This window comes from Streptomyces sp. NBC_00667 (genome assembly GCF_036226825.1).
Classification (GTDB): domain Bacteria; phylum Actinomycetota; class Actinomycetes; order Streptomycetales; family Streptomycetaceae; genus Streptomyces.
The window spans coordinates 108,094-126,696 of the sequence record NZ_CP109023.1 but is presented as its reverse complement, the minus strand read 5'-3'; the positions used below and the strand labels follow the sequence as shown (position 1 = coordinate 126,696).

At 68.0% G+C, this 18,603-nt stretch carries 14 protein-coding genes and 3 pseudogenes; 7 read left to right on the top strand and 10 right to left on the bottom strand.

Annotated elements, in window-relative coordinates:
* Positions 1 to 169 precede the first annotated feature (169 nt).
* Positions 170 to 346, bottom strand: coding sequence for a hypothetical protein (locus OHA81_RS33155; protein ID WP_329202906.1), 177 nt, complete (start codon positions 344 to 346; stop codon positions 170 to 172).
* A gap of 1,340 nt (positions 347 to 1,686) precedes the next feature.
* Here OHA81_RS33155 and OHA81_RS33150 point away from each other — a divergent pair.
* The gene (locus tag OHA81_RS33150; protein WP_329202905.1) at positions 1,687 to 2,244 is read left to right on the top strand and encodes a hypothetical protein; all 558 of its coding nucleotides are present in this window, start codon (positions 1,687 to 1,689) and stop codon (positions 2,242 to 2,244) included.
* Positions 2,245 to 2,631: 387 nt separating this feature from the next.
* Here the strand turns inward: OHA81_RS33150 and OHA81_RS33145 are convergent.
* From OHA81_RS33145 to OHA81_RS33135, 3 genes and pseudogenes are all read right to left on the bottom strand, one after another.
* Positions 2,632 to 2,801: pseudogene (locus OHA81_RS33145) on the bottom strand (PIG-L family deacetylase); the annotation flags it as partial.
* A 303-nt stretch (positions 2,802 to 3,104) separates the two neighbouring features.
* The gene (locus OHA81_RS33140) at positions 3,105 to 3,635 is read right to left on the bottom strand and encodes an RICIN domain-containing protein (RefSeq protein WP_329202904.1); all 531 of its coding nucleotides are present in this window, start codon (positions 3,633 to 3,635) and stop codon (positions 3,105 to 3,107) included.
* Positions 3,636 to 3,877: 242 nt separating this feature from the next.
* Positions 3,878 to 4,333 (bottom strand): ATP-binding protein, encoded by a 456-nt coding sequence (locus tag OHA81_RS33135; RefSeq protein ID WP_329202903.1) that lies wholly within the window; start codon positions 4,331 to 4,333, stop codon positions 3,878 to 3,880.
* 430 nt (positions 4,334 to 4,763) lie between these two features.
* Between OHA81_RS33135 and OHA81_RS33130 the strand changes: the two genes are divergently transcribed.
* A complete protein-coding gene (locus OHA81_RS33130) occupies positions 4,764 to 4,985 on the top strand; it encodes a hypothetical protein (protein ID WP_329202902.1) in 222 nt (73 codons plus the stop codon).
* Positions 4,986 to 5,166: 181 nt separating this feature from the next.
* Positions 5,167 to 5,556 carry a hypothetical protein gene (locus OHA81_RS33125; RefSeq protein WP_079403197.1) on the top strand — a complete coding sequence of 130 codons (390 nt, stop codon included), beginning with the start codon at positions 5,167 to 5,169 and terminating at the stop codon, positions 5,554 to 5,556.
* Between the two features lie 192 nt (positions 5,557 to 5,748).
* On the opposite strand, the gene OHA81_RS34745 is transcribed toward OHA81_RS33125, so the two are convergent.
* The 5 genes and pseudogenes from OHA81_RS34745 to OHA81_RS33105 form a co-directional block, all read right to left on the bottom strand.
* A complete protein-coding gene (locus OHA81_RS34745) occupies positions 5,749 to 6,366 on the bottom strand; it encodes a DUF6518 family protein (protein ID WP_443056825.1) in 618 nt (205 codons plus the stop codon).
* A 160-nt stretch (positions 6,367 to 6,526) separates the two neighbouring features.
* Positions 6,527 to 6,994 carry a lactococcin 972 family bacteriocin gene (locus OHA81_RS33120; protein WP_329202901.1) on the bottom strand — a complete coding sequence of 156 codons (468 nt, stop codon included), beginning with the start codon at positions 6,992 to 6,994 and terminating at the stop codon, positions 6,527 to 6,529.
* Positions 6,995 to 8,087: 1,093 nt separating this feature from the next.
* The gene (locus tag OHA81_RS33115) at positions 8,088 to 8,327 is read right to left on the bottom strand and encodes a hypothetical protein (RefSeq protein ID WP_329202900.1); all 240 of its coding nucleotides are present in this window, start codon (positions 8,325 to 8,327) and stop codon (positions 8,088 to 8,090) included.
* 1,150 nt (positions 8,328 to 9,477) lie between these two features.
* A complete protein-coding gene (locus tag OHA81_RS33110) occupies positions 9,478 to 11,022 on the bottom strand; it encodes a branched-chain amino acid ABC transporter substrate-binding protein (protein ID WP_330262048.1) in 1,545 nt (514 codons plus the stop codon).
* A gap of 61 nt (positions 11,023 to 11,083) precedes the next feature.
* Positions 11,084 to 11,788: pseudogene (locus tag OHA81_RS33105) on the bottom strand (serine/threonine-protein kinase); the annotation flags it as partial.
* Positions 11,789 to 12,316: 528 nt separating this feature from the next.
* Between OHA81_RS33105 and OHA81_RS33100 the strand changes: the two are divergent.
* Positions 12,317 to 13,102, top strand: a complete 786-nt coding sequence (locus OHA81_RS33100) for a hypothetical protein (RefSeq protein ID WP_329202899.1) — start codon at positions 12,317 to 12,319, stop codon at positions 13,100 to 13,102.
* Between the two features lie 71 nt (positions 13,103 to 13,173).
* On the opposite strand, the pseudogene OHA81_RS33095 reads toward OHA81_RS33100, so the two are convergent.
* A pseudogene (locus tag OHA81_RS33095) lies at positions 13,174 to 14,374 on the bottom strand (IS110 family transposase).
* A 957-nt stretch (positions 14,375 to 15,331) separates the two neighbouring features.
* Between OHA81_RS33095 and OHA81_RS33090 the strand changes: the two are divergent.
* The 3 genes from OHA81_RS33090 to OHA81_RS33080 all read left to right on the top strand — a co-directional run bounded on the left by OHA81_RS33090 (position 15,332) and on the right by OHA81_RS33080 (position 18,583).
* A complete protein-coding gene (locus tag OHA81_RS33090; protein ID WP_329202898.1) occupies positions 15,332 to 16,222 on the top strand; it encodes a phosphotransferase enzyme family protein in 891 nt (296 codons plus the stop codon).
* Positions 16,219 to 18,159 carry an ABC transporter ATP-binding protein gene (locus OHA81_RS33085; protein WP_329202897.1) on the top strand — a complete coding sequence of 647 codons (1,941 nt, stop codon included), beginning with the start codon at positions 16,219 to 16,221 and terminating at the stop codon, positions 18,157 to 18,159. Before OHA81_RS33090 ends, OHA81_RS33085 begins: the two co-directional genes overlap by 4 nt.
* A 79-nt stretch (positions 18,160 to 18,238) precedes the next feature.
* The gene (locus tag OHA81_RS33080; protein WP_329202896.1) at positions 18,239 to 18,583 is read left to right on the top strand and encodes a hypothetical protein; all 345 of its coding nucleotides are present in this window, start codon (positions 18,239 to 18,241) and stop codon (positions 18,581 to 18,583) included.
* Positions 18,584 to 18,603 lie beyond the last annotated feature (20 nt).

Sequence of the window (18,603 nt, the reverse complement as noted above, 5' to 3'; positions counted from 1 at the left end):
GCTGCTCGTTATCCACCCCGGCCGTTCCTGTCAGCGGCGGTGCGTGTGTCCTCGTGTCCGCTCCTGTGTCCCGATTTGCGCTTTCGTGAAGCCGCAGACCAGGGGGCCTTTTGTGGCGAACAGGTGAGGGGTCAGCCGTCCCACGGAGACTCGGGATCGGCTGCCGCGGCTACTTGCGTGTGCGGAGGTTCGCCCAGGAGCCGCCGAGGGCGGTCACCGCACCCCCGATGGTGCCGACGGCGGTTGCCGCCTCGGGGTTGTGCGTCAGCGCCAAGACGACCACCGCCACGATGGAGGCGAGAGCGGTGAGAGCGATCACCCACGCCAGCGGGTTGGAGCTCGGCAAGTCGTTTGGGGTACGGTCAATGGTCGTCAAGGGTTCCGGTCTCCTCACAGTGAGCGGGGACCCGACAGCAGGCGAGTGGGAGATCCCAGCGGAGCTAGGCCGGCAAGCATCGGCTCCGCAAAGGTGGTCTCCCTTCGTCTTTCTGAAGGGCCTTCAGTGCCCAACCACGTTACTGGTGTCTCCGGGGTGTCCTGGGCCTGCGTCGGGGCGTACGGCGCCTCCGCACAGTCCGCCAGGGGCACTTTTCCCCGTCCGCCTACCACGAGGGGCGAGAATTGAGAAGCAAACTATCCACAGGGAAAAACCCTGCTCAGATGCCGTCCCTGTGGATAACCCGCCCGCCAGCCCCTCCCGACATGCGTGTGACGCAGATCACTCTCACTTTGTGGTCTAGGAAGCGCTCAACTCCCCGTCGAGGCGCCCACGTTGTCGAGGCAGGCGCCACCCGCGGCGAAGAGGTCTACGACGGGCAGCGTGGCGCCCGACCTGCCGAGCGACGTCCGGGTCGGTGAGGACCAGCGGTCGTACGCGCAGGAGTCCGTCGGCGCCCGGGTCGGGCCCTCGGCCCGGCCTCCTGGGCAACGCCGTCGACCCACTGTCCGTCAGAGCTGGGGCGTCCTTGCAGCTGGCGGACGCAGCCTGACGGGCATTTATGGTCCGGGCGAGGACCTGCTATCTGCAGGAGCGCTGCAGACCACTCCTGACGTCTCTCCGTCGGCCGCTCATCACATTTGGGTGCCTCCACGGCGACCGTCCAAATTTTTTGCCGGATCAAGGACGGCCGGGGCCGAGAGAGTGAGGAACTCAATCCCGAACCCACACCGGCAAGGAACTTTCATGATCACCCCGCCGTCTCCCCGATCCTGCATCCAGTGCCTGGCCCGGCCCGTCCCTCCCCCGCGCCTGTCGAGCTACGAGATGCAGCTGGTCCACTTCTGGCACCAGGCCCTCGGCTGTACTTTCGCGAGCGCGGCGTTCAGGGCGTTAGGCGAGATTGCAGCAGTCGCTGCCGAACTCGATGTCCCGGTGGACCCCACGTGCGAGATCTGTCAACGCGCCTGGGCAACCCCCTACGCCGGCATCCTGCTGGACCTGGAAGAGAAGCTCCGCCATTGCACGCCCTGGCCGGATCGGTCCGCGCTGCGCGAGGCCCTCTCGGCCCGGAACGCCGCGATCGAAGGTGATTCCGAACGCGTGGATCTCTTCAGCAAGAGCTGGCTGAAGCTGGACCGACCCGCCGCGTGGCGACCGGCGGTGGAGATGGCCCTGCTCGGCGATTGGGTGGGCACATTGCGGAGCCACCAGGGGTGGCTGTCAGCGGGCGCGGATACGGTCCCGGTATGTCGAACTCGTACACGACGCTGTGGACCAACGATCTCTGCCGCGAGCTCGAGCGGTCCGGTTACGCCCGCCAGCGGCTGACGATGCTGTTCGGCGGACCGCACCAGTCACTGCCAAGTTTCCAGCGAGCGGGCGTGCAGCGCGGTGACCGGATCTACCCCGTGCGCGTCCTGCGCACCCGGCTGCACGTGCTGGGCGCAATGGAGGTGTCCGGAATCATCCCCTACGAGGACGCGGGATCGGTGCTTCACGATGACGACTACGCAAAGCTCCTGGACTGGCGGCCGTTGAAGGCCGGCTGTGTCACGGAGGTGGTGACCGGCCCGCCAGGCTCTCCGCTCTCGTTCGGCACAGCCGTGCCGCCGGATCTTCTGGAGCGGTTGACCTATACCTCGCGCCGCGGTGAGCGGACGCTGAAGTATATCGAGGAAGGCCGACTCATCCGTTCGGTAAGCCTTCAGGGCATCTACCGGCTCGCCCCCACCTCTGCCTCCGAACTGCGCCAGCTGGTCCTGGACGCAGAAGACTGCACGATGATCTCAACGAAGCTTGATTGAGACATCCTGCTGGGATTGATGCCGTGGAAGACTTCACCGATTAAAGCTGCGCGATGTGATCGCCGCAGCAAAATCTCCGGCCTCGTCCGTCAGAGCCGCTGCAGGACGCCGTCTGGCAGCGCGTCTCAGATCGAGAGTGTCGCCAGTGTCCTGGGCCGTCTCCTGCTGGACGCTCAGGACACCGGAGTGATCTCGGATACCGCGGTGGCTCTGTTGGCTCGGAGAGATGTGGCCGGCCTACACGTCTTGTGGCGGCTCGTGCAGGGCATCTGACGGGGGAATCGCTGATCGGCTCGCTGGGGAACGTGAGGGTCGCTGCCAAGGACATCTCGCACGCAGACCTGGCGACGGCGATGCACCTGGGGGCCCGGGCGACCGCGCAGTCCCGCGCGGGCTGTCGGGCGCCCACGTCATGGTGACGACGGCGGTCGCGCGTGCGCGGCGGCGTGCTGGGCGAGGACACCGCCGGCGAGGAGGCACTCGTCGTCGGGATGGGCGAACACGCCGAGCTGCCCTCTGGATCCGAACGCCTCAGCGAACTCGGCGTCCGCGAACAACTCGCCCAGCTCGTCACGGACCCGCATCGCCAACGGGTACGGGCCCCGCGCCGCCACCGCCATCTGTGCGGTCAGGTCAGGCACCTTCGGCCACGGCCTCGGCTGCATCGACATTCCATACCCCACCCGCGACCGGGAACGCCAAGACGGCCGCTGCTGTCCTGGCCGACGGCCGTCAGCGCCGCTGGGCACGGAATAAGCCAGCAGGATCGGTGACAGCGTTCTTAACGGAACCCCCGACCCGGCAGCGCCCCCGTCCGCGCGGATGGGGGCCGTCGCCTGTCAACGGAGCCGTGCGGTTGCTCAGGGGGTGAGGGGTATGTACCACAGCTGGTTATTGCCCCCGTTGCAGTGCCAGACACCCACTCGGTTGGCCCCTTCGGACCAGTCCAGGCACGTGCCGCTGGCCTTGTTCCTCAGCTCGTAGGTGACCGCGTCGTGGTCGTCTTGGTTGCTGACGACGTACCAGTCTTGGTTGAGGCCTCCGTTGCAATGCCAGGAGCCGACCCTGGTCGTCTCCACTGACCAGTCGAGGCATGCGCCGCTGGCCTGGTTGCGGAACCGCCACGTGTTCGGCGACGTACGTTCGGCCCCCCAGGCCTGGTTGTCGGCGCCGTAATTGCAGTGCCAGACACCAACAGTGGTTCCACCGGCCCAGTCCAGACACGTTCCTGACTGACCATTGGCGTAGGGGACGGGAAAGGAGGGCGGCGGCTCTGCGGCAGCTGGAGTGATCATGCCCATGGTGATCGCCAGACCGGATATCGCTGTGGTGACAACGCTTTTCGCTCGTAGTCGCGACATGCAGTGCTTCTTCCTGTTCTTCCGCTTCACGAGGTTTTTCTCGTTGAGGACTAGTTGCTGAGGTTCGTCTTGAGTGTCACCTCCATACGGACACCCGCTTGTCGGAAGTCGGTCGGCCTCCCCACTTGGGTCCGGTCCGTCACCGGTCTGGCAGGGCCGCGTGGATACTTCACTTCGCTGACGTTCTCCGAGCGGGGAATGTGACACGCAGCAGCAAGACGTTTCGGGCCCTCCACACCGCAGCGATCGCCCGAAGGCGGGCCACCCCCAAGTCAGCGTGCCGGTGTGGCGTCCTGGGCGAGGGAGTGCTGCCAGAGCAGCACCTCGTCCGGGACCCGCCGGGCGGCCGGGCGCATGGCGTTGCGCTCCAGGCAGTTGTCGGGGTCGGTCGTGAAGCGGAGAGCGACGGCCGGTCGGCCGTGTCGACGGGCCAGCTCCAGGAGGCTCGCGCGGACCCGCGGTTCCACGTTCGTGGAGTCGACCAGCACCGTGCGGCCGGCGGCCAGGTGCTCGTCGAGCAGGCGGTTCTGCCGGCTCACGGCGGCCGGGGTCACCGACTGGTCGCCCGCGTTGCCCCCGCTGATCTCGCGGCGCAGCTCGTCCAGGCACACCACGACGTCCACCGGAAAGAGGGCCGCGACGGTGGACTTGCCCGACGTGGCAGGCCCGACGGCGACGAAGAGCGTGCCGGGCGCCAGCTCGGGCGCGTTGTTCTCCGTGTTCTTCATCCCCGAACCTTTCCGGTGTTGTACGGCTCGGCGGCAGCGCGCTGCCGTACGGGTCGCCCTCGGGGTGCGTGTACCGGATCGGCTTGCCCTTTGCTCGGGCGTAGTCGGTCTCCGAGCGGGTGTAGTGCCCGATGTAGTCGCCGACGAAAGTGCCTGAGTTCGCGAATACTGAGCAGTCGGCGCCCCGAACCTGGGCGTTCGTCGCGTGTCGGTTGGCGATCGTCGTCGTTCTTTCATCCAGCAGGCGGGGCAGATGTGCCGCCCGGCCTCGGCGGTCCGGGCCGGTTCACCGGCGGTAGCGCTGGCTTAACCGCTTTGTTCTGGTGAGCTGAAACAACCAGCCTGGCCCTGCTGGCCAGGGCCAGAGCACTATCACCGCTGATAGCGGCCTGGCCCTACCCGCAGGGCCGGACCTGGAAGACTAGGGATCATGACCGACCGTCGACCGCTCTCGCTGCCCACCTTCTCCGAGCCCGCTTCCGACGCTCCCGTACCCGCCCAGGCGGGTGGGCGCCGGCTGATGCCGGTCGAGCAGGGCGCCGACTTCCGCCAGCCGCCCGGCGAGACCGAAACCGAGCCCGCATCCGCCCCGGCCCGACGTCCGCTCGCCCCCGGCGGCCTCACCTTCTCAGACCCGGACCGCCATATCTGAGCGCTACCACCACGGGTTGCGCCACGTCCAGGAGCAGCTCACCACCTAGCCCCACCGCCCGGTGTGCCAGCGCCTCCAGCTGGACAGTGGTCGTAGCCGGCCCGGCTCCCGCCTCGGATACCGTGTTCTTCTACGGGGTGCCATAACGGATGTGACGCCCCCCACCGGAGGTAGTCAGCGTATGAGTTCAAAGCGCAGCAAGAATCCAGCCCTGCCCGTACTTGACGACGCATTCCGACTCGCGTCGGTCAAGGACGCCGAAGAGTCCACCCGTGACTTGGCCGCGCGGCTGGCCACCACCGAGCTGCGCCGCGTTTCCCACCCGGGCCGGGTCACCTGGGAGCCCACCGATCAGGCCGAGCCCGTACCGGTCCCGCCGACTGTGGTCGACGGTGACGGGGACCTGTGGCTGCGGGACCGGGGCACTGGCACCTGGACCATGCCCGAGTTCAACCCGAAGGAGTTCCCGGCCCGCTGTGGCGAGGTTCTGACGTGGAACCAGCTTGCCCGCGAGTTCGGCCCGCTTACCGCACTGGCCGACGACCGCCGCATCGGCGGCGGCCGGCGCTGACCGCGCAGCCTTCTGGGATGACCGCGCCCCTGGGGGGCCTCCCTGCAGACTCCCCCACCCGTATCCCCGAACGCAGCAACGGCACACCCGGACCAACGACCGGCTGATCCAAACGAAATGGCCTAGCGCATGGCACGGGAGGCCCGCTCTGCTCGGGAGCGGGCCTCGTCACAGCGACTTCGCAGCAGCCTGTCAGGTCTGGGCTTGGGTAGTTCGTCGGCGCCAGGTGCTCACGGCGGCGATGCCAATGAGAACCAAGAACACCGCTATGGCTAGCCCACGGGTCACACTCCAGGTGGTACCTACCAACCCTTCTTGCCTATCCGCTTCGGCGGAGAGACGCATGGTGGTCTCACAGATCACCACGACTGGCACAAGCAGTTGGCAGGGAAGGCGGAAGGGCCCTGTACGGGCACAGTGCCCCGCGAGCCCGCAGATCGGCCCCAGAAGCAAGGCGAACACACACCACAAGGCGAGCATGGAAAGAAAATCGCCCCATGCAAAACTCAGGGTTCCTGAACTCGGGCGGCTGAAATCAGGCTGCCTGAAGTCGCCTTGCATTGCCTTCGTCACGTAATAGGCAAAGACGGTAACCACAAGGGACGCGAACCCCATTATGGCCGCGCGTCTTTTCGAGTTAGCCAGTAGCCCGGAAACAAATGCCACTAGGGCGTATATCCAGCCTGCTACCAGCGTGACACTTGCCGCATGACTCGCATGCCCACCAGTGGATTCCAAAGTCGGGCCGGAGATTCCGACGATCACACCACCAACGAGGGTTAGCGCGACAGCCGATAAAAAAGAACGCACGGGCGGGACCTCGATACATCGGACGAAGGGTGCGCGCAACCTTACCGGGTCCCTGCTCACACCGCTAGGCCGCCAATGAAAGGCCCGAAGGCCTGGCCATCCCGCAAAAGGTACGGTTGGCCAGACCTTCGGAGAAGGCGAAAGTGTGACGCTATGGAGCTTAGTAGAGGCCCCAGTAGGCGTTGCACGTGTACGCTGCGCCGGCGGTGATCCCAGCCGTGGCCCAGATGTCAGCTTCGCTGATGTCCTTGTCGACCCCGCCCGCGAACGCCACGCTGGCCGAGTGCTTCTTGGTCGGGTGGATGTAGTTCGAGTAGCACCTCTTGCCATTCCACTGGGCCGTGGTGCCGTAGTTCCAGGTGCCGCCGCCGACACTTTGGGCGGCTATCCCAGCGACACCCGACTTGGGGGCCGTCGACACGTTGAAAGAGGCCACACCCCACTTGGTCGGCTTCTCACCGTGCGGGCCGATGAGCGCGGCCGGAGGGGTGGCTCCCTCGGCCGCCGTAAACACCTGGAACTGCGGGGCTGCCGGGGTAGCCGCAGTGGCGGGTCCGGCAGAGACAAGAGCTCCAGCAGCAGTCAAAATGGAGACTGCGGCAAGAGTGATCTTCCCGGGCTTCTTCAATTCATTCCCCGTCTACTAGTGATCACGAATTGTCTCCTCGCGCTGTCGCTTGAGTTGACGGGAACATCTTGCATACATGTCGATCTCGCCGAGAAGTCATCTTTGAGACAGGCGCCCACCCGAATTCAGGCATTCCGCATAGGCGTTGGCGAATAGAGTTCTGCCATAGCAGGAAGAGTATGCGACCTTCCATGCAATTAATTATTTCAGCTACCATGGCTGATTATCGACTGGCGCGAACGAGACCAGCTCGCCGGGCGTTGAGTTCATGAACGATGGGTCGATCTCGGCCGACGCGCCGTGCACACCGCCCAAGGGCCAGCGATTGCCCGCTAGGCGGAACTGAGCGATATGGCCGAAAACGACCAGCGCGCTCCCTGTATCTCGTCACCTACAACAACATCGAGCCAATAGCCCACACCAAGAGCTCGTAAAAGGATCTTGGTTCGGCTCGGGACAGACCTGCTGGCGGCGCCTGGAGCGGTGGCAGCAGGCCGAATTCTTCGACCAGCTGCGAGGAGCGCGGCCAGGGGCCGGGCGCCGGAGGTCAGCCAATTGCTCACCGCCTGCATCCGCGCCTGCATCCCCGCCGTGGTGATGATCTGACGGATGGACGCTGGGCGGTGCCCGCGGCACCGGCGCAGGCGAGTTGTAGGAACAGTGCAGCCCCGTCGACGAACCGGACGACTACAAGGGCCTCAGCTCCTTCGGCGTAGCTGGCGACGTAGACGGCCGCTCCGACTGCGTCGCGCAGGAATCCGAGGGTCTCGCCCTCGCCTTCCACCACGCCGTCCGCGGCGAGGACCAGGGCCTGGCCGCCACCACCGACCGGCTGCGCGCGCTGACCGCCACCGGCGACTTCGCCTACTTCACCGACATCGCTCACTTCATGGGCGCCCTGCCCCTGCCGGGGCCGTCGACCATCCGCTGGACCACGAGCGAAGACAATGTCCGCGGCGCGTGGTGCGGCCTCGTCCAGACCCGGCAGGAACACCTGCTCGCCGGAAACTGACCCTGGACGCACGACGGCTCCGACCAGAGTGTCTGGTCGGAGCCGTCGCCATGTACGGGCCGGGCGCCGGGCCCGGAGAGATCAGCCAGCGTCGGGGCGCTGCCCCACGAGCTGGGTGAGCAGCTCGATGATCTGCGCCTGATTCCGGTCGATCTTCTTATCGAGAGCCTCGACCTTCTGGTCCAGGTTGCCGATCTGGAGGCGCACTGCGGTGAGGTCGGACTTGATGATCCCGAACTCGCGGTCGTGCCTCTCCGCGACCTCTTCGAAACGCCGGGTCAGGGCAGCGAGCTCGCTGTGGGCGATGGGATCCTCGGGCACAGGGCACTCCAGCCAGATCAAAACTGCATATACGAGGGCTTCACGATACCGCGCCCGTACCTCGTGCGGCCTAACCCTCTCCCGGCTGCAGAGCTGCTGCGCGCGGCCGACGGGGGCGACCAGCCAACTCGTCGCGGCGCCCCGACATCATCACGCCACCGTAGCGACGCACACAGCAGGCCAAGCGCCCCGGGCTCCGCCCGACACTGGCCCGCGCAGCACCCTCCCACCCCTCCACACATATAAGTCCGGCTACTCACCAGCCGCGAAACATGCTCTGACCAGTCAAAATGCAGGACCCTCGGAAATGCGCCTTCCCCCTAGGCTTCCCCCTAGGCGTACCCCCCAGGTTTCCCCCGGGGCTTCCCCCCAGGCTTCCCCCTCCAGGTTCCTGCCAGTTGACCGAGGCGGAGCCGGCGCCGGGAGACTGGCCGCATGATCGAGCGCGGCCGGGCACCGGCCTTCGCCCCACCACACCCGCCACCGAGCCCCCGGACGGGCGCCGATCCCGACTCGCCGCCGAGGGCACCGACATGCTCCCGGCCGCCCAGGCCGCCACCGACGAGCACCAGGCCATCCTCGGCCGGCGAACCCTCGGCCCCGGTACCACCGCCGCTCCGTGACTGACCCACCGAGCGCGCCTGCCCATCCCGCCTCCTCCAGGCCAGAACCGGGCGCGCAGCTCACCCACCGCCGCGCACCACTCGTCTGTCGCCACTCGTCAGTCACCACTCGCCAAAAGAGTCACCGGACAACTCACCGGTGATCGCCCTTCCAGGTCAGGGCTGCAGTGCCCTGACTGACACGTCTCAGCGAAGAGTCACGAACCGCTGACGAGCGGGCCGGACCTGTTCGTCTCCTCCCGCAGCTATCAAAAAGTCGCCGGGAGGACAATGGGATCAACCATTTGTGGACGGTGTGGAAACGAGCCGAGCTCGTCGGGAAGCCCGCCAAGGCGAGCTGGTGCAGTACTTCCCCCCCGATTGCTTCAAGGGGGTCGGCGGTGGTCGGCCGACCGTCGTCCACGGACCGGATCGGCCAGCTTGAGTGGCCCGATCCGGGCCCGCATCACACCAGTGATCAATAGCGGGACCGGCACACCAGATCAACCGACCAACCCATCAAAGAGACACGCTCTGGGCGGAGGGCCTTACGGAGTGACGGGGCCGGTCTTCACGAACGTCCAGGCTCCGTTCTTCACCGCATACAGGGAGAACTGGGGGCTGGTCGTGTCACCGTACTTGTCGAAGGCGACGTGCCCGGTGACACCGTCGAATGCCAGCCCCGCCACGGCGCCGGACATCCTTGCCCGGGCGGCCGAGGGGAGAGTGCCACCGTTGGCTGCCGCTACGGCCTTCACCGCCTCGATGACGGCCCAGGTCGCGTCGTACGCGTACGCACCGAACGTCTGGGGCTCCTCCGCATACCCCGCCGCCTCGTACTGGGAGAGGAACGCCCGTCCACCGGCCAGGTCCTGGACAGGTGTGCCGATGTCGGTGGCCAGGTCACCTTCAGTCTTGTCGTTGCTCTCGGCGAACTTGGGAGCGAAGATGCCGTCGCTTCCGATCAGCGGGATGGCCGCGCCCGCTTGCTTGATCTGCTGAGAAAGTGGCCCGGCGGCCACATGGTCGCCGCCGTAGTACACGGCGTCGGCGCCGGAAGCCCGCACCTTCGCTGCGAGGGTGGCGAAGGTGCTGCTGGCCCGGTCGACATGGTCTGTGCCGACGATGGTCCCGCCGAGCTTGGTGAATTCGCTCCGGAACCCGATGGTGAGGTCTGTGCCGTAGGAGGAGTTGTCGTCGATGACGAAGAGCTTCGTCTTCTTCGCGTCCTTGCGGAGGTACTGGGCGGCGAAGGTCCCTTGGTCTGTATCGGTGGCGATGGTGCGAAAGTAAGTCTCGTATGGGCGTGACCTGGTGCCTTTGGCCCAGTCGGCCCCCTGCGTCAGCGTCGGGTCGGAGTTGGCTGGCGAGACGGTGACCAGGTTCGCCTGTGCGAGCGGTTCCACCATGGACTGGGCGACGAAGGAGCTGAGTGGTCCGACGACACCGAGCACCTTGTCGTCGGCAATGAACTGGGTGGCGTTCTGCTGGCCCTTGGCGGGCCGCGACTCGTCGTCCAGGGCTTTGAGCTCAAATGTCACGCCGGGGACGTGACCTGTCCGGTTGGCGGTCCTGACCGCCAGGTCGGCGGAGTTTTTGATGCCGAGGCCGAAGTCGGACAGGTCACCGCTGAGCGGCGCGTCTACACCGATCACTACGGTGACGGAGGACGCCGGGGAGCCGCTGCCTCCGTCTCCGCCCTTGTCGCCGGGCAGGTGGTCGCGGGTGAGGGTCCAGGTCAGGACGCCTCCGACGGCAAGTGTCGCAAGGGCCACACTGAGGACGGCGGACCGCCGAGTGAAGGCGCGCCGCCGAGTGGCGTCTCCTTTGCCGCGCCCCTTGTGGTCCGCACCGCCGAGCGAGGCGAGGTCGTCGGAATGGGGCACGGGGACCCGTGGGGGCGGGGTGGCAGGCCGTTCCGGTACTGGGTGGCGGGGGTTCCGGGCAGCGGCAGCGGAGTCAGTGACCACGGGCGTCGGGTGGTCCGGCAGAGCTGGCAGCTCCAGTGGGGTGGGGCCGGATTCCGCTACCGCTCTCGCTTCCGTATCCGGGGCGGGATGGGGAAGTACAGGTTCGGCACCAGCCCCTCCCACTGGCCCTCTTCCCGCGCCTCGCAGAACCGACTCCAGGAGTTCCGCGGCCTCGGCAGCGTTAGCGCGGTGGGCCGGGTCCTTGGTGAGGAGCGCGTCCAGTACAGAGGTCAGCGGGCCGGCCTGCGTCGGTGGCCGTTGAGGGCGGCTGAAGACGGCGATGGCGAGCGCGTGCAGCCCCTCGGCGTCGAACGGTGGGCATCCCTCGACGGCATGGTAAAGGGTGGCGCCGAGGGCCCAGAGGTCGTTGGCCGGTGTTGGACGCTTGCCCTCCAACTGCTCCGGCGGCATGTACTGCGGCGTGCCGATGATCATTCCGCTCTGGCTGAGCTTGGTCGTGGCATCCGCGAGGTGGGCGATGCCGAAGTCGGTGAGGACGACGCGGTCTGCTCAGAAGCCCGTTGTCCGGCTTGATGTCGCGGTGGACGATCCGCGCGTCGTGTGCCTCGGTGAGTGCGTCAAGCACGGCGGAGCCGATCTCCGCCACCCGCCGCACGGGCAGTCGGCCCTGCTCGCGGATCGCTGCGGCCAGGGACTGTCCGCGGATGAACTCCATCACGATGACGGGGGCGCCGTTGTGCTCCACGATGTCGTGGACGGTGATGATCCCGGGATGGCTGAGGGTGACCGCCGCGCGGGCCTCGCCGGTGAAGCGTCTGAGCAGCGTGCCTCGGTCCCCATCGTCCAGCCCAGGAGGGAAGGGGATCTCCTGGATGGCGACCTCGCGCCCGAAGAGCTGCCGGTCGAGACCCCGCCAGACCCGGCCCATGCCGCCCTGGCCGATCCGTTCGACAAGCTGGTACCGCCCGGCGATGAGTTCGGGGTTCTCCTCGGTCACGCGCCATACTGTAGGACCTGCTCCGACGATGATGTGACGATCGAGAACATGCACGCCGGCCGGCTGGAGAGGACACAGGCGGGTAGGGCGGGACCACCACAGTCGAACCTTGATCTCGGTAACTCCTCACCGTCACCACCGACGGCGCCACCGTCCTGGCCGACGAAGTCCAGTACAGCATCCGCGCCATCGACACCGGGGACGTCAATCCCTACTGACCCACCTCATGGCGCCGACCACTGACGGGGGCTGTGCGCCGAGTCTGCCAAGACGTGGTCATCACGGCCTCGCAATCGTGGTCCGGGATGAGTGAGCGCACCGCTCTCAGAGCGTCTTCGGCGGCCCGGCGAATACGTGTGACTGATTCCCAATCATGTTTGTCAAGGGCGTCGGGTACGTGGTGGAGGCCGGAAAGTGATCCTGGCTGCTCGCCGTTGCAGCGGGTGAGATCCTGAACGGATGAACGAGACATCCGCTGCTCTGGCGACCGCTCGGTGGCCGCTGACCGCGGCTGGGGAGACTGATTGGCTGCGGGACCTGGCCGACGATGACGGGCTCACCGGCTTCATGCCGCCGGCACTGCCCGACGCCGCCTGGGTGCTCCACTCCATGTACGAACACGAACTCGGGCCCACCGACATGTCCTATGTCGCGTATCAACGAGCCGTGCTGAATGGCGGCGGGCCCGAGATCATCCCGGGCCTCGATCCCGCGGACGTGTTCGGGGGGACGCCGGGTGAGCCCCGCGGCCCCCGTTGGCGCCGACTGCGCTGGGCGGAGCTCTCGCGGCGGACCGGTGATCCCGTGGCGCCCGAGGGGCGGCCCTGCTACCGCTCCTTCCCTTCGCTCCGGGAGCCGAGCGGCTGGCCTGTCGGCATCGACGGGCCGTCCGAGGGCAGCCTGGACCGGACCGACTGGAACCGCCTGGTCGACATCCTCACCGAGCACAGCCCGCAGGGTGCCGAGACACGCTGCCTGGCCTACTACAACCCGCTGTTGCAGAAGGCTGAGGACTTCGACAACCTGCACGTCCGGGCCGGCACGCTCGCGGATGCCAAGGCGTTGTACGACCACCCGGAGGAGGACGGTTGGACCCCGTCCAACCTCTGGGCCCAGGACCGGTCCTGGGTCCTCTGCACGGACTACGACCTCTGGGCCACCAAAGTGGCGGGCCCCGCCCCGCTTGTCGAGGCCCTCCTGAACGACACGGAAATCGAGGCCCTCCGACTGCCCTGGGCCCTCTGATCCCGACCGCCCAACCTGGGAACGATTAGGTGCGTCCAAGAGGCCACACGGAGCGCACAGTCACAAGAGCGCTATGCCGAGGTGAGATCGGGTTGGGGCGGCTCGGTGGTGAAGGTGCGGTGGTCGCGGATGAGAGCCCATAGGACGTCGAGACGGCGGCGGGCCAAAGCGAGGATCGCCTGCTTGTGGCTCTTGCCCTCGCTTCTTTTCCGGTCGTAGAACGTCTTCAACGTGGGGCAGAAACGGGCGGCGATTTGGGCGGAGAGGTAGAACACACGCAGGAGCCGGCGATGGTAGCGGTGTGGCCGGCGCATGTTGCCGCTGATCCGACCGGAGTCCCGTGGGACCGGTACGAGGCCGGCGACGCCGGCGAGGCGTCCCGCGGTGCCGAAGGCGTCCATATCCCCGCCGGTGCAGGCGATGAACTCCGCCCCCAGCTACGGGCCCATGCCGGGCATGCTGAGAACCACTTCCGCGTGGCGGTGCTCTCGGAATCGGGCCGCGATCCGTGCGTCGATGTCAGCGATCTCTTCGTCCAGAGCCAGGACCGTCCGGGCCAGGGTGTTCACCACGGTGGCCGCTGTGCTCTCCCCGGCCACGGCGGTGTGCTGGGCCCGAGCCGCGGCGACGGCCACATCGGCCACCGCCTGGGCGCCATGGACTTTGCGGTTCTTCAGCCAGGTCGCGAGCCGGGCCGATCCGGCGCAGGCTAGCCGGCGTTTGGTAAGCGGTCATCAGCACGAGGGCACCCTTGGAGGCGGCGTAGTCGAAGGCCCGTTCCAGGGCGGGAAAGTATTCCAGGAGTTGTGCCCGCATTCGGTTGATGGCGCGGGTGCGATCGGCTGCGAGGTCGTAGCGGCGGGCGGTGAGGATCTTCAGATCCACCGCGATCTTGTCCCATTCCTGCAAGGGCTGCAGGTCCTGGCGCATCCGTGCCTGGTCGGCTATGACGTAGGCATCCTTCGCATCGGTCTTGCCGTCGCCTCGGTAACCACGGGAGGCGTGGTGGACGGTCCGGCCAGGGATATAGCGGAGCCGCTGGCCGTGGTTGGCCAGGAGAGCGATCAGTAGAGCGCCGCCGCCGGCGTTCAGGTCGACGGCCCAGGTCACCGGGCTGTCCGCCGCGAGCGCGAGGACGTCACCTATCAGTTCTAGGAGCTCAGGCTCGTTGTTGGGAACCCGGCGTGAGAGCACCTTCGTCCCGTCCGTGTCGATCACCGTGCAGTGATGCGCGGCCTTGCCGGCATCCGTCCCCGCCCAGAGCTCGGGCACCCGAGCCTCCCTCGTCGTCCGGTGGACTGGTCCCTGCAGACGACCACGCCGACGTGTCCTTACGAAGCGATCTCTGTTCGCTTATCCCAATGAGTGGCCGTGTCGTCGCGGGGCGCTGGGCGGCCAATGCGCACCGCCCGGCCGGGGTACGCGGCGCCGACCTCGTGCGCGGCGCAACTCCACAGGGGGTACCGCGGGGGGCGGCGTGTTCGAACGTAGCGGCTCTTTTGCGGACGCGGGCACGGATCGCGAGAAGACCACCCGGGTGTGTGCCGGCCGCCTCGAAGGTGCCGATGCTAGCCGCCGTCCCGACCGCCCAGAGGTGTGACGCTCCGGGTGCTCACCCAGCCGCGAACCAGATCGAGCCACTCTCGCGGGCGCCGGATCTCGGGCCGGACCTGAAAGTACAGGAATCCTTTCCTCTGACATCGCCCCAGGTCAAAGCGCTCTCCTGCGCGAGTGGCGCCTGGCGTGAGGGGAGGCCAGAGATGACCGGATCACGGTACTGGTAGCTGCGGATTGTCAGTGGCGTGGGCGAGGGTCCGTCCGCAGAGCACAGCCGCACCACACCGAAGGAGACGGGTGCTGTCGACGCGTCATGCAAGCCGCCGCTCGGGCGACCGTCCCGCCGCCTTCCCCGTACGTGTGAATCGAACGAAGCGAGAGGAGCCGCCCACGCAGACGGCCCTTGCCGTCCGCGTCCCGCGTCGAACCTTCACTCGACTCGTCGCCCGCGGCTGCCCGTAGCGGCCCTGCGATCAGGTCCGTTTCCCGGGTGCTCTGCCCCCCCGTTCCGACCCCAGGAGAAATCGTGAATCCCGTCCGCTTGGTCACCCTTCACCCTGTTCTCGAGAACCCTCCTGCTGCGGCCGCCGAGGCCCTCGCGCATCGGCGGCCCGTCGACGTCCGCCGCGCTCTGTTCGCCGCAGCATCACGACCGTCATCGGGGTGGGGGGCATGATCAACCCGACCACTCCGCCTCCCGCCCTGCTCGCGTGGGCCAGCCGGGAACTCGCCGCCCGCCCTGCCGTCCAGGACGTCAGCCATCCACGCGAGAACTCACGCGTCTGGCAGCTAGACCTGCCCGGGGCTTCCCGCTTTTACCTGAAGATCTCACCCAAGGCCGTGATGTACGAGCGCGAAACGTTCGCGCTACGAAGTGTCGCACCGGCCCTCGGCGCCGGCGGTGCGCCGCAGCTGCGCGCCTCGAACGCCGAAGATCTGGCACTGCTGCTGACCGCCGTCCCAGGACGACCGCTCAAGCAGCTGGAGCTTTCGCCCTTGGAGGAAGCCCGCGCGCACTGGCATGGCGGCGCCCTGCTGGGCCGCCTCCACTCGGCCGGTGACCTCTCCGGCCGTCGCCGGGCCGAGGCAGAGCAGGCGCTGCGAGCCGCTGCTGACGGCGCCGAGGGGCACCTGGCGACGGCCGGGAACCGGCTGACCGTGCTGGAGCAGAGGCTCGTGCGCCGGCTGGCCGAGGAGCTGCGGGCCCTGCCGCCGGTGCCGCTCGCGTACATCCACGGCGACGCGTGGGACCGCAACCTCATGTGGTCGAGATCCCGGCAGCAGGCCGGATGGATCGACTTCGAGCGCTCCCGGCCCGCGACCGCCGTGCAGGACTTCGTGCTGATGGCGTCCTCCACCTGGACCGATCGGCCCGACCTGCGCGCCGCATGCCTCCAGGGCTACGGCCGCAACCTCACGCGCGAGGAGCAGCACGCCTTGAAGTGCCTCGCAGCGATCGACGCGGTGAGCTGCCTGGTGTGGGGACCGAAGCTCGACGACCCCCGCGTCACCGCACGCGGACGGCGCACCCTGGACCGGCTGATGGCGGGGGTGTTCGCATGACCGCACCGCACCACCGGACCGACTCCCCGGCCACCGCAGCGACCGTCGGCGGCGAAGCGGCGTCCCTCCCGGCCGCGCGGACGGGCGCTCCGCAGCCCTCGGCGCCGCCGGAGCTCGACTACAACGGGCGCAAGCACCGGCGGGCGATGGACGACGCCACCTTGTGGGACATGGCCCGCCGCATCCCCGCGGCCCTGATCCAGACGGCCCGCCTGGCCTGGTGCGTCGACCGGCACATGGCACTGACGATCGTGGTGTGCCAGCTGCTGTCCGGCGTCGGCACGGGGGTGATGCTCACCGCTGTCGCGAAGGCCATGCCGCAGCTGATGGTCGACGACCCCCGCCAGGGCCTGGCCCAGGCGTGGCCGGCGCTGACCGTCGCCGTCGTCGCGATGGCCACCGGCGCGTCCATGTGGATCCTCGCGGACTGGGCGACCCGGCGCCTGAACCCGCAGATCGCCTCGGCCGCGGACCTGCAGCTCGTGGATCTCCACATGCGGGCCGAACTCGCCGCCTACGACGCGGAAGGGTTCGGCGACCGGAGCCAGGCGGCGGAGATCGGCGCGCTGCGCGCCGTCGACCTCGCCGACGACGCCAAGACCCTCACCAACGGGCTCATCCAGCTCGCCTCCGCGGCCGTGGTCCTCACCACCTTGCACCCGCTGCTCTTCGGCGTGCTGCTGCTGTCCGTCGTCCCCCGCGGTCTCGGCGGCGTGATCGCCGCCCGGGTCGACTACCGCGTCCACGACCAGACCATCTCCGCCCGCAATGTCCGCGGCATGATGCGCTGGTGGCTGACGACGGCCGAGCTCGCCGACGAGCTCCGCGCCAACACCATGCGCGGCTACCTGCACTTTTGGTACCGGTCCATGTGCGACCGCGTCGAGACGCGGGAGGTCGCCGGGGCCCGCCCGTATCTGCGGATCACGCTGCTGGCCGCCTCGCTCGGCGGCCTGTTCACCCTCGGCATGTGGGCCTCGCTCGCCGGCCTGGTCCTCGCCGGTGCCATGACGACCGCGATCGCGGGCACCGCGGTCGTCGCGTCGCAGACCGCGGGTCGCGCACTGAACTCGATCATCCGCTACAGCACGGTGATGTTCCACCACGGCCTCTACCTCTCCGACTATTACGACTTCATCGACGAGGTCCGCGCCATGACCACCGCGCGCGGCACCGTACTGGCCAGGCCTCCGCAGCAGATCCGACTGGAAGGCGCCTCCTACACATACCCGAGCAAGGAGGCCGCGGCCGTCAAGCCAATCACCCTCACCCTGAACCGCGGCGAAGTCGTCGCCCTCGTCGGGGAGAACGGCGCCGGCAAGTCCACGCTGATCCGCATGCTCACCGGACTGACCGTCGCGAGCGACGGCAAAGTCCTGTGGGACGACATCGACCTGACCGACGCCGACGCGGAGTCGGTGTGGCGGCACGTGGGCCTGGTGCCGCAGAAGAACGGGCACTGGCCGCTCGCCGCCCGGGAGAACATCACCCTGGGCCAGCCCCGCGAGCACGGCGACGAGCGGATCTGGGACGCGGTCGAACGGGTCGGCATGACCAAGGCCCTGCGTGAACTCCCCAAGGGCTTGGAGACGCTGCTCGCCCGGTCGGTGTGGGGCGGCCACGAGCTGTCCGGAGGGCAGTGGCAGAGGCTGGCCTGCGCGCGGGCGATGTACAGGGAGCCGGCCGTGCTCGTCCTGGACGAGCCGACCAGCGAGATGGACGCCCGGGGAGAGCACCAGATCTTCCGGGAGCTGCGGGCCATGGCCTCGGACCGGATCACCGTGGTGGTCACCCACCGCCTCGACAACGTGAGGATGGCCGACCGAGTGATTGTTCTTGACCGGGGAACTGTCCGGGAACAGGGCTCCTTCGACGAACTCGTCGCGACCGAGGGGAGTCTGCTCGGCGAGCTGTACGCCCTCGCCCAGGACCGCTGACTCTCGGCCCCCAGCAGAGGTCCATGCGGGGCCGTGCAGCCGGCGCGGCCCCGCCACTCCCCCGACGCCAAGGAGCGCCATGCACAGCACCGAGCCCGAAGCCGTAAACGTCCGCGCCTGGAACACGTACGGCACCCACCATCTGCAGCGAGGCACCGACATCCCGGAAGTCGACCGCATCTCCTGGGGATTCTGGCCGACCGGCCCCGGCGCCGAAGTCCTCGGCGACCTGACCGGCCTGCGCGTCCTGGACCTGTGCTCCGGCCTGGGCAAACACGCCGCCCACCTGGTGCGCGAGCACGGCGCCACGGTCGACGCCGTCGAAGCATCCGCCAGCCAGCCAGCCAGCACGCACGCGCCGTCGCCCGCCACGACGGCCTCCCAGGTCTCACCCTCATCCACGCCGACGCCGTCGACCACCTGAACCATGCCGAACCCTACGAC